Here is a 14,026-nt window from a genome sequence, read left to right on the forward strand (position 1 = left end):
AAGGCAATGTCGCTATCCGGGCGAGTCGCGCGAGGCGCCTCATGCGGCTGGACAATGGCCGCGGTGGGCAGCGAGGGCAACCGGCGAAAACCGCTTTTCCCAAGGGATTTATGCCGGGAAAGATACGGCTTTGGATGCGCGAATCAGAGCTGTCGCGTGCGAATCAGCTCTTCAGCAGCGGATTGATCTTCTTGGCGAACTCCTCGAACGAGGTCTCGCCCTTGATCTTCTCGCCGTTGATGAAGAAGGTCGGCGTCGAATCCACCTTCAGCACGTCGCTGGCGTATTTCTGGTCGGCGGCGATCTTGTCGAGCAGCGCCTGATCCTTCAGGCATGCTTCGACCTGCTGCTGGGTAAGGCCGGCCTGCTTGCCGATCCGCGTCAGGGTCTCGGTGGTGTTCTTCATGACCCAGTCGTTCTGCTGGCGGAACAGCATGTCGGTGACCGCGAAATATTTCGGCGCGTCGTCCTTGGCGATGCAGCGCGACAGCATCGAGCCGGCGGCGGCTTTGATGTCGAGCGGGAACTCGCGGAAGATGTAACGCACCTTGTTGGTGTCGATGTATTCCTTCTTGATCTTGGGGAATACCTGCTCGTTGAAGACGGCGCAGTGCGGGCACGTCATCGAGGCATATTCGGTGATGGTGACGGCGGCATCCTTCGGGCCGAGCGCCATGTCGGGCAGCGACACCGGCTTGGCAACGTCGGCGGCCGACTGTGCCATGGCGTCGGAGATGAGGCGGAGCGGCGAGAGCCCGGCGAGCGCGGCAAGCCCGGTCAGCGACAGCATCGTGGTGAAGGCGCGGCGGGTGATGATCACGGTCGGCTCCCGAATTGGCGTGGTGTCGCCTCGGGGCTTGTTGAGGTTCCCGGGCGGCCTGTCGCTAGCTTGAAACGTGGTTTGAGGCAATGGCGAGCGACGAGGACGGGTCCAGATTGGCCGCGAAATGAGGCTCAATTTCGCTTGATGGCGGCCCCGAGCCGGGCCAGCGCCGTCTTCAGCTCTTCGTCCTCGATCTCCCCCAGGCTCTCGGCCACCTTGGCGACGCGTTTGGGGTCCGGCGGGGCCGGCCGCTTCCGGGCCTGGGGCCGCGACAGAGGGGCCTGGCGGAAGGCCAGCTTGCCGACCGCGCTCCAGCCGAAAAAGCGATTGACCCGCTCCAGGATCACGTCGGCGGAGTGCTGGATCTCCAGGGCCATCGGTCCCTCGACCCGCAGCACCAGGGTCGCCGGCTCCTGCGGCTGGCCCTCCACCGGCCGCGGCCATTGCATCTTCAACGGTTCGGCATGGGCGGCGATCTCGGCTCCCGCAATCTGCGCCCACCGCGTCACCAGCTCGCGCGCCGCGAATCCCTGCTTGGCATAGGCCTCGGCAAAGACGTCGTCGAGCAGGATCCCGAGCGGCTTGGCGCTGATGGGGCCGGGTTTGGGTGGGAATTTGGACATCGGCCGGAACTAGGCCGCCGCGCGTGGCCGGATGGCCTTGAGGTCTCGATCGATCTCGCGCCGTCGCTGCATCAGATCGTAGTCCATCTGGAGTCCCAGGAAAAAGCCTTCCGACAGACCAAAATAGCGGGCGAGCCGCAGATCGGTGTCGGCCGTGATGTCGCGTTTGCCAAGGACGATCTCGTTGATGCGCCGCGGTGGCACCCGGACGGCGCGCGCCAGCGCGTTCTGGCTGAGATCCATCGGCTTCAAGAACTCCTCCAGCAGGATTTCGCCGGGATGAGGATTGCGGAGGAGACCGTTCCTAGTCGTGGTAGTCGACGATTTCGACATCTCTCGGTCCTCCGTCGTCCCAAGCAAAACAGATGCGCCACTGATCGTTGATCCGAATCGAGTGCTGGCCCTGGCGATCAGCCTTCATGGCTTCGAGCCGGTTGCCCGGCGGAACCCTGAGATCGGCCAACACCCGTGCTTGATTCAGCAAACGCAGCTTTCGCAAAGCCGCATTTTGGATGTCGGGCGGCAGTTTTCGACTTCGCCGCCCGGACCAGATCAACTCTGTCTCGGAGTTGGCGAAGCTCTGGATCATGCTTGTGTATAACGTATGGCGTTATAGTGCGCAATGGTGGGGTTGCGCTGGCCAGGGGCGGAATCCTCCTCTAGGAAAGACGAATGTCCTCGTCTGCGCGCAGGAAAGAACGTAGCACGACGGCGCCCATGCCATCGGCTCGCCCGTCATTGCTGCTCGCCTGGTACGACCGCCACCGCCGCCGGCTGCCCTGGCGCGCCGCGCCGGGGCAGGCGTCGGACCCCTATCGCGTCTGGCTCTCGGAGATCATGCTGCAGCAGACCACGGTGAAGGCGGTCGGGCCCTATTTCGAGAAATTCGTCGCACGCTGGCCGGATGTCACGGCGCTGGGGAGCGCCTCGCAGGATGACGTGCTGCGGATGTGGGCCGGGCTCGGCTATTACTCGCGCGCACGCAACCTCTATGCCTGTGCCGTCGCGGTAACGCGCGAGCATGGCGGCGTCTTTCCCGACACCGAGGAGGGCTTGCGCGCGCTGCCGGGGATCGGGCCGTATACGGCGGCGGCGATTGCGGCGATCGCCTTCGACCGCCGCACCATGCCGGTCGACGGCAATATCGAGCGCGTGGTGTCGCGGCTCTTTGCGGTCGAGGAAGAGCTGCCGCAGGCCAAGCCGCTGATCCAGCGACTGGCGGAGACGCTGCTGGCCGACAGCCGGGCCGGAGACAGCGCACAGGCGCTGATGGATCTCGGTGCCTCGATCTGCACGCCGAAGAAGCCGGCGTGCTCGCTGTGCCCGCTGAACGAGGATTGCATCGCGTATCCGCAGGGCACCCCGGAGACGTTTCCCCGCAAGGCGCCGAAGAAGAGCGGCACGTTGCGGCGGGGCGCCGCTTTCGTCGTGACGCGCGGCGACGAGTTGCTGGTCCGCAGCCGGCCGGACAAGGGGCTGCTCGGTGGCATGACCGAGGTGCCGGGTTCGGATTGGCTCGCCGGCCAGGACGACGCGACCGCGAAGCGGCAGGCGCCCGAGTTGAAGGGATTGTCGCGCTGGCAACGCAAGGCGGGCGTGGTCACCCACGTCTTCACGCATTTTCCGCTGGAGCTCGTGGTCTACACCGCGCAGGCGGCGGCGCACACGCGCGCACCGGAGGGCATGCGTTGGGTGCCGACCGCGACCCTTGCCGATGAAGCGCTGCCCAACCTCATGCGCAAGGTGATCGCGCATGTGCTGGATCTTACACCGCGCCGACCTTCCTGACAGCATGCTGGCAGCAGCGCTGCGCTAGGGATCGCGAATGGAGGCTGCCAATGGTCAAGACCGCACTCGACGACTTTCCGAGACCGCCCTGTGCCGAGCTGCTGGGATGGCGACTGCTGGATGCCCGCCCGCAGGACGGCTGGATCAGGCTCGCCTTCGAGGGCAAGCCGGAATTCTGCAATCCGGCGGGCTTCATTCAGGGCGGCATGCTCTCGGCCATGCTAGACGACACCATGGGGCCGGCGGTGCTCGTGATGAGCGAGGGCCGGCTCTACACCACCACCATCAGCATGACCGTGAACTTTTTGGCGCCGGCCAAGCCTGGGCCAATTATGGGCGAGGCCAAAGTGACGCAGCTCGGCAAGACCATCGCCTTCGTCGAGGCCAAGCTGATGGCGCAGGACGGCACGGTGCTGGCGACAGCGAGCGCGAGCGAGCGGCTGCTGGAGGCGGCACGGGTGGTGAAGTGAGGTCGGCACTGGTCTAGCACCGCACTCCCTCTTCCTTCTCCCCTTGCGGGAGAAGGTGGCGCGAAGCGCCGGATGAGGGGTATCTCTCCGCGAATTCAAATCGCGAGAGACGAACTCGCCGAGACTACCCCTCTCCCAAGCGAATGTGGGTCTACCGACGTCGCCGCCCTCTCCCGCAAGGGGCGAGGGCGCATTCATGCGCATCTCGCCTCGAGCGAGCACGTTACGCACTCGCCCGTGCATCCTTGCTCACGATCGGCGGCTTGGCGTTGAGCGCTTCCACCTGAAATCCGGCGACGCGCTTGTAATTGGCGGCGATGTCTTCCAGCTCCTGCTGCGACAGCACGTCGGTGACGATCTTATAGCCCTCGGGCGCGCGCTCCTCGACCAGCTGCATCACCTGCTCCGGGCCGTTCTTGCGGTTGAGCAGGACGAGATCGGTGGTCGCGGGCCGGCGCTCGGCCTCATAGGCGAGCAGCGCCGCGTTGGTCGGACCATGCGTGAGAATCTCGCGGGTGATGACGCGGGCATCGAGGATCGCCTGCGAGGCGCCGTTCGATCCGATCGGGTACATCGGATGTGCGGCGTCGCCCATCAGCGTGACCTTGCCGAACGTCCATTGCGAGACCGGATCGCGGTCGACCAATGGATATTCATAGGCGTGCGGGCAGTTCTTGATCAGACCGGGCACGTCGAGCCAGTCGAACGTCCAGCTCTCGAACCAGGGCAGGAACTCCTCCAGGCGCGCGGTGCGGTTATAGTCCTCGCGCCGCCACTGATAGGTCGGCGGCATGTGCCGCTCCGCGACCCAGTTGATCAGGTGGTTGCCGTTCGCGTCGGGCTCCTTGCTGATCGGGTAGCAGACGAATTTCAGGATCTCGTGCCCGGCCATGATCATGGTGCGGCCGGTGAGGAAGGCTTTCGCCGGGGTGACGCCGCGCCAGAGGATACGGCCGTTCCAGATCGGAGGGCCTTCGTTCGGATAGAGCTTTTCTCGCGCGGCGGAATGAATGCCGTCGGCGGCGATCAGGATCGCGCCTTCATGGGTCCCGGCCGCCTTGCCGGTCGCGCGGTCGATGAAGTCGGCGCGCACGCCGCTTGCGGTCTCGGTCCATCCGGTCAGATGATGGCTGGTGAGGATGTTCTCGCGGCCGAGCCGCTCGACCGCGGTGTCCAGCAGGATCTGTTGGAGGGTGCCGCGATGGATCGAGAATTGCGGCCATTTGTAGCCGGCCTCCAGCCCGCGCGGCTCGCTCCAGATCGGCTTGCCGTGCTTGGAGAAATAGGCGAGCTCGCGCGTCCGCACGCCGCTGGCATCCAGCTTGTCCAGCAGCCCGAGCTCGATCAGCTCGCGCACCGCATGCGGCAGCACGTTGATGCCGACGCCGAGCGGTTTCAGCTCGGCGACGCTCTCGAACACTTTCACGGGAACGCCGATCTGGTGCAGGCTGAGCGCAAGCGTCAGCCCGCCGATGCCGCCGCCGGCGATGAGTACGGTCATGACAAGGTCCCCCTCCGATTGACGGCGTCTTCGCACAGCCGGGCGGCGGTGGGCAACTGCGAAGAGGTCGCCTATGGACGGCACGGCGGAGGGCCGCTAACCTCGGATTTTCCCCACGAGGTCCGACATGCTCAAGCTCTACTACGCCACCGGCACCTGCGCGCTCGCCACCTACATCACCCTGGAGGAGGCCGGCGCCGACTACACGGCCGAACGGTTGAGCTTCAAGGACAACCAGCAGAACAGCCCTGATTATCTCAAGATCAACCCGAAGGGCCGCGTGCCGGCGCTGGTGACCGATCGCGGCGTCCTGACCGAGACGCCGGCGATGCTGGCCTACCTCGCTCAGACCTTCCCCAAGGCGAAGCTCGCGCCGCTCGACGATCCCTTCGACTTCGCCCAGGTGCAGTCGTTCAATTCCTATCTGTGCTCGACCGTGCACATCAACCACGCCCACAAGATGCGCGGCGCGCGTTGGGCGACCCAGGAGAGCTCGTTCGCCGACATGAAGGCAATGGTTCCGAAGACCATGGCCGCCTGCTTCAAGCTGATCGAGCAGAAGATGTTCGGGGGACCCTGGGTGATGGGCGAGCAGTACACGATCTGCGATCCCTATCTCTTCACGCTCTCCACCTGGCTCGAAGGCGACAGCGTCGACATCAATGCGACGCCGAAGATCGCCGATCACTACAAGCGCATGTCGGAGCGCCCCGCGGTGCGCAAGGTGATGGAAGCGCAGAAGGCGTAGGAGCCCGATTTGTAGGGCGGGTTAGCGAAGCGTAACCCGCCGTCTTTGCTTCCTAGCGGATAGACCGTGGCGGATTACGCAGACGACTGCGCTTCGCGCAGCCGCCTGCTAATCCGCCCTACGAACCCTTCTTCTCCAACCCCCGTCCCGTCTCCAGCATCAGCCTTCGCAGCCAGATCGAGCCGGGGTCCATCTGAGCCCGGGTCGGATAAAACATGAACTGCTCGTCGATGCCGGGGTCGAGCGGCGGCGTCACCGTGACGAGGCCGAGCTGCTTCGACAATGCGGCAATCAGCCGGCGCGGCACGAAGGCGACGAGGTCGGTGCGGGCGGCGACGTGCAGCGCTTCGAGATAGCCTGACACCACCAGCGAAATGTGCCGCTCGATGCCCTTGGCTCGCAGCCAGGTGTCGATTAAATCCTCATTGCTGCCGCGAATGATCACGCCGACATGGCGTGCGGCCAGGAAGCTTTCGCGCCGCTTCAGCTTCACGCCTATCTGATGACCGCGCCGCACCGCCAATGCGTCGCTGTCGGTATAGAGCAGCTGGCGGTGAAATCCCTTGAAGGCGTTTCCGATCGAGATCACGAGGTCGATGGTGCGGGCGAATTCGGCGTGGAAGATCGCAGATCCCCGCCACGGGACAACGTCGATGCGGATGTTGGGCGCCACCTGCGTCACCTTCTCCATGAACCGCGGCACCAACAGCTCGACCGCGAGATCCGGCATCATCAGGCGGAATTGCCGCTCGCTGCGCGCCGCATCGAAGTCGTCAGGCACAAACAGCCCGCGCACCTGATCCAGCGCCTGCGCCAGCGGGGCGCGCAGCGCAAGGGCCCGCGGCGTAAGCTCCATCCGCGCGCCGGTGCGCACCAGCAGGGGATCGCCGAGAATGTCGCGCAGGCGCTGCAATGCATGGCTCGCCGCCGGCTGGGACAAGCCCATCCGAAGCGCGGCGCGACTGACACTGGTCTCGCGCAGCAATGCGTCGAGTGCGGTCAGCAGGTTCAGGTCGAGCGAATTCAAATTCATAGGGTGAATACATATCATATCCACTATCGATTTGAAGAATGTAGATCGGCCGGCGATGATCTCGGTGTTCTCACCAAACGGAGATGCCGCCATGAGCGCTGCCGCCAACAAGAAACTGATGCAGGATATTTTCGCCGCTGCCGCCGATCCGGATCCGGCCGCGCGCGATCGCGCCCTGTTCACCGCAAGCCTTGCCGACGACGCCAAATGGGTGGTCACCGGCCAGTATTCCTGGTCGCGCACCTTTTCGGGCAAGGAGGCGATCCTCAACGATCTGCACGGCTATGTGCGCAAGCGTCTGCGCGACCGCACGCGCACGGTGGCGCACCGCTTCATCGCCGACGGCGACGTGGTCGTCGTGGAGGCCAAGGGCGACAACGTCACGGCCGAGGACGTGCGCTACGACAATGATTATTGCCTGGTGTTCCGTCTCGAGGGCGGCAAGATCAAGGAAATCCGCGAATATTGCGACTCGATCCTGACGGAGAGGGCGCTGGGGCCATTTCCGCAGGCAGCCGTGAGGGTCGCGAGCTGACCGGATTGGACGACGTCGCGTTCACCGCCCGGCCCTGTCCGTCCCGCCTCGCGGTGCTTGTACGAATGTGGCGGGCGCTGGTGGAGTTCGCGCGGGCCCGGCGACAGCGATCCCGAGTCCGGCGCCAGCTCGCCGCGATGACCGAGCGCGAGCTTCAGGATTGCGGCACGACCCGGGCCGAGATCGGCTACGAACTGAAGAAGCCTGTGCGGCGCAAATAGATCGATGACGAGGGAGCGGCGCGGCTCGCGCCGCTTCCGCTGAATCTCCAACCCTCCGGAACCTTTGCGGCTCCCCGACGTTTCCTTCGGTTTCCGGGGCAATCGCGCCCCGAGACCGCGGGCTTTCTGGGACTTGTATGCTGGTTGGGGCTTCGGACGTTACGAGACATGTGGGCCGCAGCTCATCCGGTCTGCGTGAACGCCTAAGGGATGCGACGTCGGACGCCCATCGCGAGCTCGATGCGCAATTGTCCGCGTTCGACCTGACCGGCGTTTCCGGCTATTGCCGCTTCCTGCATGCCAGTGCTGGTGCCCTTCTTCCGCTCGAGGCCGCCTTGGCGGACGCCGGCGTGGACGGCATCTTTCCAGACTGGCCGGAGCGGTCGCGGAGCGCTGCCATTGCGACCGATCTGGATCGCCTGGGCGCAACCGCGGCGGCGATGGTGTCGGTGCCGCCGCTCACGCGCAGCGGCGTGTTCGGCACCATGTACGTGCTGGAGGGTTCCCGCCTGGGCGCGAAATTTCTGCTGAAGACGGTCGCCGATGCGGCCGATCCGCGTATCGGTGCGGCCACCCTCTATCTCCGCCACGGGACAGGCAAGCGGCTCTGGCAAAACTTCCTGTCAAAGCTCGAAAGCGAGGTCTGCGACGAAGCCGAGGTGATTGCGGCGGCGCGCGTTGCCTTCGCCGCGTTCGATCAGGCGGCGGATCGCGCATGAACGAGGCGGTCAATCTCACCAATTGCGATCGCGAGCCGATCCATATTCCGGGCAGCGTGCAGCCGTTCGGCTTCTTGCTCGCTGTGCTCTCGGATTTCACCATTTGCATGGCCTCCGACAATGTCGGCAGCTTTCTCGGAAGCGACGTTGCCGATCTGCTCCAGCGGCCGTTGTCGACCGTCATCTCCGAAGCCGCCGTCGCGACCATCCGCAGCCATGTCGACCATCTGAGCGGCCCGGATGCCACCGAGCGCCTGTTCGGTCTCGAGCTCCAGCCCGGCAAGCCGCTTTACGATCTCTCGATCCACTTCTCCGGCGTCTACCTGATCGTCGAAGCGGAGCCGAGCGTCCACGAGCCGGGCGTCAATTCCGGCGAGCTGGTCCGCCTGATGCTCGACCGGATCCGCAAGACGCGCGGCATGACCGATCTCGCGCGTGAGGCGGCGCGCCAGCTCAAGGTGCTGACCGGTTTCGACCGGGTCATGGTCTACCAGTTTCATCCCGACGGATCGGGCGAAGTGATCGCCGAGACTGCGGAAGCCGGGCTCGAATCCTTCCTCGGCTTGCATTACCCGGCCTCCGACATTCCCCGGCAGGCCCGCATCCTCTATCAGCGCAACTGGCTACGCATCATTGCCGATATCAACTCCAGGCCGGCTGCGCTGGTATCTACCCCCACGCACAATGCCGGGCTGCTCGACCTTTCGATGAGCGTGCTGCGTTCGGTCTCGCCGATTCACATCGAATATCTGCGCAACATGGGCGTTGCCGCCTCGATGTCGGTCTCGATCCTGCGTGACGGCAAGCTGTGGGGTCTGTTCGCCTGCCATCATTATTCGCCGCGCTACATCTCGTTCGACAAGCGGACGGCGTCCGAGCTGTTCGGGCAGATGTTCTCCTGGATCGTCGAGGGGCGCGAACGCGAGGGCGACGTCGCCTATGAAGCCCGCGCCCATCAGGTCCAGGAGCGGCTGATCGAGCTCGCAGCCTCGCACGAGCACAGTCGGCGCGCGATCGTCGATTTCCTCGGCGACTATCGCAAGATGATCGACTGCGATGGCGTCGCAGTGTGGTCCGACAACAAGATCGCGCTCCAGGGCGAGACGCCGACCGAGGACGAGGTGAAGGATCTCGTCGCCTTCATCAACCGGAATTCGCCGGGGCGCATCTTCGCCAGCGCCGAGATCGCCAAGATCTATGCCGCCGGCCAGGCGTTCCGCGACCGCGCCGCGGGGTTTCTCGCCATTCCGATCTCGCGAACGCCGCGCGACTGCCTGATCTTCTTCCGGCGCGAGGTCACGCGGTCCGTGAATTGGGCCGGCGCTCCCGACAAGGTCTACGACGAGGGTCCGAACGGACCGCGGCTGACGCCGCGCAAGAGTTTCGAGCTCTGGCAGGAGACGGTGGCAGGCCAGTCGAAACCGTGGTCGGCGGCCGACATCCGCATCGCCGAGAGCCTGCGCGTCACTCTGCTGGAAGTGATCCTGCAATTGTCCGATCTCGCCGCGCGTGAGCGCCGCGGTGCGCAGGAGCGGCAGGAACTGATGATCGCCGAGCTCAATCACCGCGTTCGCAACATCCTGAGCCTGGTCCGCGCGCTGGTCGCGCAGAGCAAGGACACCGCGACGAACGTGGAGGAGTTTGCCAGCGTTCTCGGCGGCCGCATCCAGGCTCTGGCCCGCGCCCACGACCAGATCACCAATCTGAACTGGGCGCCGGTGGCGCTGCGGACCCTCGTCGAATCCGAGGCCGGCGCCTATCTCGGCGCGCGTGCAGGCCGGATCAAGATGGGCGGGCCCGATGTCGCGCTCGATCCCAAGGCGTTTGCGACGCTGGCGCTCGTCGTCCACGAGATGATGACCAATTCCGCCAAATATGGCGCGCTCGCCGATTCCACCGGCAGCGTCGAGGTGGTCTGGCGGCTCGATCCGTCGTCGAGTCTCGTGATCGAATGGAAGGAAAGCGGCGGCCCGCCGGTGCAGCCGCCGTCGCGGCGGGGCTTCGGCACCACGATCATCGAACGCTCGGTGCCGTTCGATCTCAAGGGCGATGCCGAGATCCGCTTCGATCTTCTGGGAGTGCAGGCGAAGTTCGTCATCCCCGCAAACTTCGTAGAATTCGTGCCATCAATAGCAGGAGCCGCCATGCGCATCGAGGAGCAGCAGTCCAGTCGTCCCCGACTGTCCGAGACCGCGCTGATTGTCGAGGACAATCTGATCATCGCAATGGCGGCGGAGGTCATCCTGCTCGATCTCGGCGCCCGCCACGTCGACACCGCCGCCAGCGTCGATCAGGCGCTGCGTTCGATCGAGCGTTCGCGGCCGAGCTTTGCCCTGCTCGATCTCAACCTTGGCAACGAGAGCAGCATCAAGGTGGCGCAGAAACTGAAAGAGATCGGCGTGCCCTTCATCTTCGCAACCGGCTATGGCGAGCGCGCGCCGCTTCCGGCCGAGCTTGCCTCGGTGCCGGTCGTCCAGAAGCCCTACACGCTCGAAGTGGTCGAGCACGCACTCGGCAAATTGCAGCAGGCCAGCGTCCTCTAGGGATTTGCGTGCACGCTATGCACGCCGCTGCAAATTCTTGCATGACTTCGCATAGCTGCCGATAATATCAGCAGGTCCATGTGCGCCGATGCGCGTGCGCGCGAAGAATTTGAAGGTTCAATTAACGAGTGTCCCCCATTGTGTCGCGGTGCAGCGTGGGTCGCGAGGACGCGACGCGCGGCTGCCGGGTGGCCGCTGACGATCGCCGGATTCGTTCGGCCGCTCGAAGTGAAATGCATCTTGGTGGACAGTGGGAATGCCGAAGTTTCGTTTGCGGATCAGGGGACGCCTGTACGCAGGCTTCATGGCCCTGGTGGCGGTTGGTCTCGTGATGGCCGTGGTGGCGGTCTGGAATTTGCGGGCGGTGCAGGATCAGGTCGCAAGACAATCCGCGCTCTCGGACAGCACGGCGCGGGTGCTGGAGATTTCAACCCACCTACAGGCCATCCAGCGCGCCAATCTGCGCTACATCTACGATGCCAACGAACCCGCAATGAAAGAAGCGCAAGAGCGCGAAACCGCGGCGATCGAGCTGTTGCGGGTCGGCGCGAAGGGGACGCTCTCGGAGGAGCGGCGGGCGCTCTACAACGGCCTCATCGACGACGTCGCCAAGATGCGACGCCTGCGTGACAACCTCGGAGACGCCGTCAACGAGGCGAGAACGGGCAAGGCGACGTTGCTGCCGAGTGGCGAAGAGCTGGCCGTGAAAATGGCCAAGCTGGTCGATACGGCGCGCGCAGCCGTCGACGAAGACACCGCGGCCCTCGTTGCCGACCTCGAATCCAGGGTCCTCCTGGTTCGGGTCGCCAACTGGCGTTTCCTGGCCCTGCGCGACACCCAGGGGCCGGCCACGTTCCGGGCCAGTGTGGACAGGGCGGCGCAACGGCTCGCGGCGATCGAGAAAAGCCCGCAGGCAGGGGAATTGCGATCAACGCTCGCGCCGGTGAAGACCGCGCTCGGCATCTACAAATCCGCGTTCGAGACCACCTCCGCCGCGATGCTCCAGGCCGACGAGATCTACCACAAGAACCTCGCGCCCCTCATCGTCGACAGCATCGGCAGGCTCAAGGCCGCTGAAACGACCCTGAAGAAGGACTATCAGGATTCGCGCACCCATGCCGAAGACGTGATCGCCGGCACGACGACCATTCAGGCGGTTGCCGGCGGTCTTGCCATCCTGTTCGGCGGCATCGTCGCATTCCTGATCGCCCGCAGCATCGTCGGTCCCCTGACCTCGATGACGCGTGCGATGGGGCTGATTGCCGGCGGCAATCTGGCGGTCGAGATTCCCGGCCGCGGCAAGGCCGACGAGATCGGCGACATGGCCAAGGCGATCCAGGTGTTCAAGGACAACATGATCGACACCGAGCGCATGCGCGCCGAGCAGGCCGAGCTCGAGGCGCGGCAGGCCGAAAGCCGCAAGAAGGACATGGCCAGGCTGGCGGACCAGTTCGAACAGGCCGTCGGCGAGATCGTCAACACGGTGTCGTCGGCGTCGAACGAGCTCGAAGCCTCCGCCGGCACGTTGACCACGACCGCCTCGCGGGCGCAGGATTTGTCGACGGAGGTGGCCAGCGCCTCGCAGGAGGCGTCGGCCAATGTGCAGGCGGTCGCCTCGGCGACCGAGGAGCTCTCCTCCTCGGTGTCCGAGATCGCCCGCCAGGTGCAGGAATCCGCCCGGATCGCCGGCGAGGCCGTCGGTCAGGCGAGCAAGACCAACGCGCATGTCGGTGAGCTCTCCAAGGCCGCCGCGCGGATCGGCGACGTGGTCGAGCTGATCAGCACCATCGCCGGCCAGACCAACCTGTTGGCGCTGAATGCCACCATCGAGGCGGCGCGCGCCGGCGATGCCGGCCGCGGCTTTGCCGTGGTCGCCTCCGAGGTCAAGGCGCTGGCCGAGCAGACCGCGAAAGCCACCGGCGAGATCGGCCAGCAGATCTCCAACATCCAGGTTGCGACCGAGCAGTCGGTCGGCGCCATCAGGGAGATCAGCGGTACCATCGAGCGGCTGTCGGAGATTTCGTCGGCGGTCGCCGCCGCCGTGGAGCAGCAGGGCGCGGCGACGCAGGAGATTTCCCGCAACGTCCAGCAAGCGGCGCACGGCACGCAGCGCGTCTCGACCAATATCGGCGACGTGCAGCGCGGCGCTTCCGAAACCGGATCGGCCTCGTCCCAGGTGCTGTCCGCGGCGCGTTCACTGTCGGCCGACAGCAGCCGGCTGAAGCAGGAAGTCGCCCGGTTCCTGAGCTCGGTTCACGCCGCCTGAGTCTCGAAAGCAAAGGGCCACGCGCTTGCGCGTGGCCCCAGCTGAAGTCGCGCGATCAGGCGACCTTGGTCGTCATGTGCTTGAACATGTTGGCGCGCGCCTCGTCGTCCATCTCGGCCTTGAAGGTGAACTTGTCCTTGAGGGCGATCGCGCGCTCTGCTGCGGGGCGCGCCGAGATCTCGTCCAGCAGCCGCTTCACGTTCGGGTATCGCGCAAAGGCGTCGTCACCGAGCTTGAACGGCAGCATCCGCGCCCAGCCCCACAGCGCCATGTCGACGATCGAATAGCTGTCGCCGATCATGTAGCGGCGGCCTTCGAGCCGGGCGTCGAGAATCCTGTAGTGGCGATCGGTCTCGTACTGGTAGCGGTTGTGGGCGTAGTCGTGGTTCTGGTCCTTCGGTGCAAAATGCTTGAAGTGCACCGCCTGGCCCGAATAGGGGCCGACGCCGGTGGCGACGAACATCAGCCATGACAGCGTCTCGCCGCGCAGGCTGGCGGCGGGCAGGAACTTGCCGGTCTTCTCGGCGAGATAGAGCAGGATGGCGTTGGAGTCGAACACGATCGTCCCGTCGTCGTCGATGGCCGGCACCTTGCCGTTCGGATTGATCTTCAGATAGTCCGCCGTGAATTGCTCGCCCTTGCGGGTGTCGATCTTCACCGGCTCGTACGGCAGGCCTGCTTCTTCCAGGTAAAGCGCGACCTTGGTCGGGTTCGGCGATCCGTTGAAATAGAATTTGAGCATCGATCTCCCCAGGA

Annotated in this window: 15 protein-coding genes; 8 read left to right on the forward strand and 7 right to left on the reverse strand. The window is 65.1% G+C overall.

Going from position 1 to position 14,026, the window contains the following annotated elements:
• Positions 1 to 163 precede the first annotated feature (163 nt).
• The 4 genes from K410_RS0110840 to K410_RS0110855 all read right to left on the reverse strand — a co-directional run bounded on the left by K410_RS0110840 (position 164) and on the right by K410_RS0110855 (position 2,035).
• On the reverse strand, positions 164 to 820 hold the full coding sequence (locus K410_RS0110840) for a DsbA family protein (protein WP_028134866.1): 657 nt from the start codon (positions 818 to 820) through the stop codon (positions 164 to 166).
• Positions 821 to 954: 134 nt separating this feature from the next.
• A complete protein-coding gene (locus K410_RS0110845) occupies positions 955 to 1,446 on the reverse strand; it encodes a DUF721 domain-containing protein (RefSeq protein ID WP_028134867.1) in 492 nt (163 codons plus the stop codon).
• 9 nt (positions 1,447 to 1,455) lie between these two features.
• The gene (locus tag K410_RS0110850; RefSeq protein ID WP_028134868.1) at positions 1,456 to 1,779 is read right to left on the reverse strand and encodes a HigA family addiction module antitoxin; all 324 of its coding nucleotides are present in this window, start codon (positions 1,777 to 1,779) and stop codon (positions 1,456 to 1,458) included.
• Complete coding sequence (locus tag K410_RS0110855; protein ID WP_028134869.1) at positions 1,751 to 2,035, reverse strand: type II toxin-antitoxin system RelE/ParE family toxin; 285 nt, start codon at positions 2,033 to 2,035, stop codon at positions 1,751 to 1,753. Before K410_RS0110855 ends, K410_RS0110850 begins: the two co-directional genes overlap by 29 nt.
• A gap of 83 nt (positions 2,036 to 2,118) precedes the next feature.
• Here K410_RS0110855 and mutY point away from each other — a divergent pair, with 83 nt between their 5' ends.
• Together mutY and K410_RS0110865 are read left to right on the forward strand one after the other, a co-directional pair.
• On the forward strand, positions 2,119 to 3,234 hold the full coding sequence (gene mutY, locus K410_RS0110860; protein WP_028134870.1) for an A/G-specific adenine glycosylase: 1,116 nt from the start codon (positions 2,119 to 2,121) through the stop codon (positions 3,232 to 3,234).
• 50 nt (positions 3,235 to 3,284) lie between these two features.
• Entirely contained in the window at positions 3,285 to 3,704 is a 420-nt protein-coding gene (locus tag K410_RS0110865) for a PaaI family thioesterase (protein WP_028134871.1), read from the forward strand.
• Between the two features lie 223 nt (positions 3,705 to 3,927).
• On the opposite strand, the gene K410_RS0110870 is transcribed toward K410_RS0110865, so the two are convergent.
• A complete protein-coding gene (locus K410_RS0110870; RefSeq protein WP_028134872.1) occupies positions 3,928 to 5,205 on the reverse strand; it encodes a flavin-dependent oxidoreductase in 1,278 nt (425 codons plus the stop codon).
• 127 nt (positions 5,206 to 5,332) lie between these two features.
• Between K410_RS0110870 and K410_RS0110875 the strand changes: the two genes are divergently transcribed.
• Positions 5,333 to 5,953, forward strand: a complete 621-nt coding sequence (locus tag K410_RS0110875; protein ID WP_028134873.1) for a glutathione S-transferase family protein — start codon at positions 5,333 to 5,335, stop codon at positions 5,951 to 5,953.
• 118 nt (positions 5,954 to 6,071) lie between these two features.
• On the opposite strand, the gene K410_RS0110880 is transcribed toward K410_RS0110875, so the two are convergent.
• A complete protein-coding gene (locus tag K410_RS0110880; protein ID WP_028134874.1) occupies positions 6,072 to 6,986 on the reverse strand; it encodes a LysR family transcriptional regulator in 915 nt (304 codons plus the stop codon).
• A gap of 91 nt (positions 6,987 to 7,077) precedes the next feature.
• On the opposite strand from K410_RS0110880, the gene K410_RS0110885 reads away from it, so the two are divergent.
• From K410_RS0110885 to K410_RS0110905, 5 genes are all read left to right on the forward strand, one after another.
• Complete coding sequence (locus K410_RS0110885; protein ID WP_028134875.1) at positions 7,078 to 7,521, forward strand: nuclear transport factor 2 family protein; 444 nt, start codon at positions 7,078 to 7,080, stop codon at positions 7,519 to 7,521.
• A gap of 5 nt (positions 7,522 to 7,526) precedes the next feature.
• Positions 7,527 to 7,742 carry a YjiS-like domain-containing protein gene (locus K410_RS38420; RefSeq protein ID WP_245269360.1) on the forward strand — a complete coding sequence of 72 codons (216 nt, stop codon included), beginning with the start codon at positions 7,527 to 7,529 and terminating at the stop codon, positions 7,740 to 7,742.
• Positions 7,743 to 7,879: 137 nt separating this feature from the next.
• Positions 7,880 to 8,461 (forward strand): biliverdin-producing heme oxygenase, encoded by a 582-nt coding sequence (locus tag K410_RS0110895; protein WP_028134876.1) that lies wholly within the window; start codon positions 7,880 to 7,882, stop codon positions 8,459 to 8,461.
• Positions 8,458 to 11,004 carry an HWE histidine kinase domain-containing protein gene (locus K410_RS0110900; RefSeq protein ID WP_028134877.1) on the forward strand — a complete coding sequence of 849 codons (2,547 nt, stop codon included), beginning with the start codon at positions 8,458 to 8,460 and terminating at the stop codon, positions 11,002 to 11,004. Before K410_RS0110895 ends, K410_RS0110900 begins: the two co-directional genes overlap by 4 nt.
• A 256-nt stretch (positions 11,005 to 11,260) precedes the next feature.
• Positions 11,261 to 13,270, forward strand: coding sequence for a HAMP domain-containing methyl-accepting chemotaxis protein (locus K410_RS0110905; protein ID WP_028134878.1), 2,010 nt, complete (start codon positions 11,261 to 11,263; stop codon positions 13,268 to 13,270).
• A 55-nt stretch (positions 13,271 to 13,325) separates the two neighbouring features.
• On the opposite strand, the gene K410_RS0110910 is transcribed toward K410_RS0110905, so the two are convergent.
• Positions 13,326 to 14,012, reverse strand: coding sequence for a glutathione S-transferase family protein (locus K410_RS0110910; protein ID WP_028134879.1), 687 nt, complete (start codon positions 14,010 to 14,012; stop codon positions 13,326 to 13,328).
• Positions 14,013 to 14,026: the final 14 nt, after the last annotated feature.

It is taken from the genome of Bradyrhizobium sp. 22 (assembly GCF_000482425.1).
Classification (GTDB): Bacteria; Pseudomonadota; Alphaproteobacteria; order Rhizobiales; family Xanthobacteraceae; genus Bradyrhizobium; species Bradyrhizobium japonicum_B.

Excerpts from the sequence above, each read along its gene's own strand:
- K410_RS0110845 (WP_028134867.1), bottom strand. The coding sequence starts at position 1,446 with ATGTCCAAATTCCCACCCAAACCCGGCCCCATCAGCGCCAAGCCGCTC.
- K410_RS0110850 (WP_028134868.1), bottom strand. The coding sequence starts at position 1,779 with ATGTCGAAATCGTCGACTACCACGACTAGGAACGGTCTCCTCCGCAAT.
- K410_RS0110855 (WP_028134869.1), bottom strand. The coding sequence starts at position 2,035 with ATGATCCAGAGCTTCGCCAACTCCGAGACAGAGTTGATCTGGTCCGGG.
- mutY (WP_028134870.1), top strand. The coding sequence starts at position 2,119 with ATGTCCTCGTCTGCGCGCAGGAAAGAACGTAGCACGACGGCGCCCATG.
- K410_RS0110865 (WP_028134871.1), top strand. The coding sequence starts at position 3,285 with ATGGTCAAGACCGCACTCGACGACTTTCCGAGACCGCCCTGTGCCGAG.
- K410_RS0110870 (WP_028134872.1), bottom strand. The coding sequence starts at position 5,205 with ATGACCGTACTCATCGCCGGCGGCGGCATCGGCGGGCTGACGCTTGCG.
- K410_RS0110875 (WP_028134873.1), top strand. The coding sequence starts at position 5,333 with ATGCTCAAGCTCTACTACGCCACCGGCACCTGCGCGCTCGCCACCTAC.
- K410_RS0110880 (WP_028134874.1), bottom strand. The coding sequence starts at position 6,986 with ATGAATTTGAATTCGCTCGACCTGAACCTGCTGACCGCACTCGACGCA.
- K410_RS0110885 (WP_028134875.1), top strand. The coding sequence starts at position 7,078 with ATGAGCGCTGCCGCCAACAAGAAACTGATGCAGGATATTTTCGCCGCT.
- K410_RS0110895 (WP_028134876.1), top strand. The coding sequence starts at position 7,880 with ATGCTGGTTGGGGCTTCGGACGTTACGAGACATGTGGGCCGCAGCTCA.
- K410_RS0110900 (WP_028134877.1), top strand. The coding sequence starts at position 8,458 with ATGAACGAGGCGGTCAATCTCACCAATTGCGATCGCGAGCCGATCCAT.
- K410_RS0110905 (WP_028134878.1), top strand. The coding sequence starts at position 11,261 with ATGCCGAAGTTTCGTTTGCGGATCAGGGGACGCCTGTACGCAGGCTTC.
- K410_RS0110910 (WP_028134879.1), bottom strand. The coding sequence starts at position 14,012 with ATGCTCAAATTCTATTTCAACGGATCGCCGAACCCGACCAAGGTCGCG.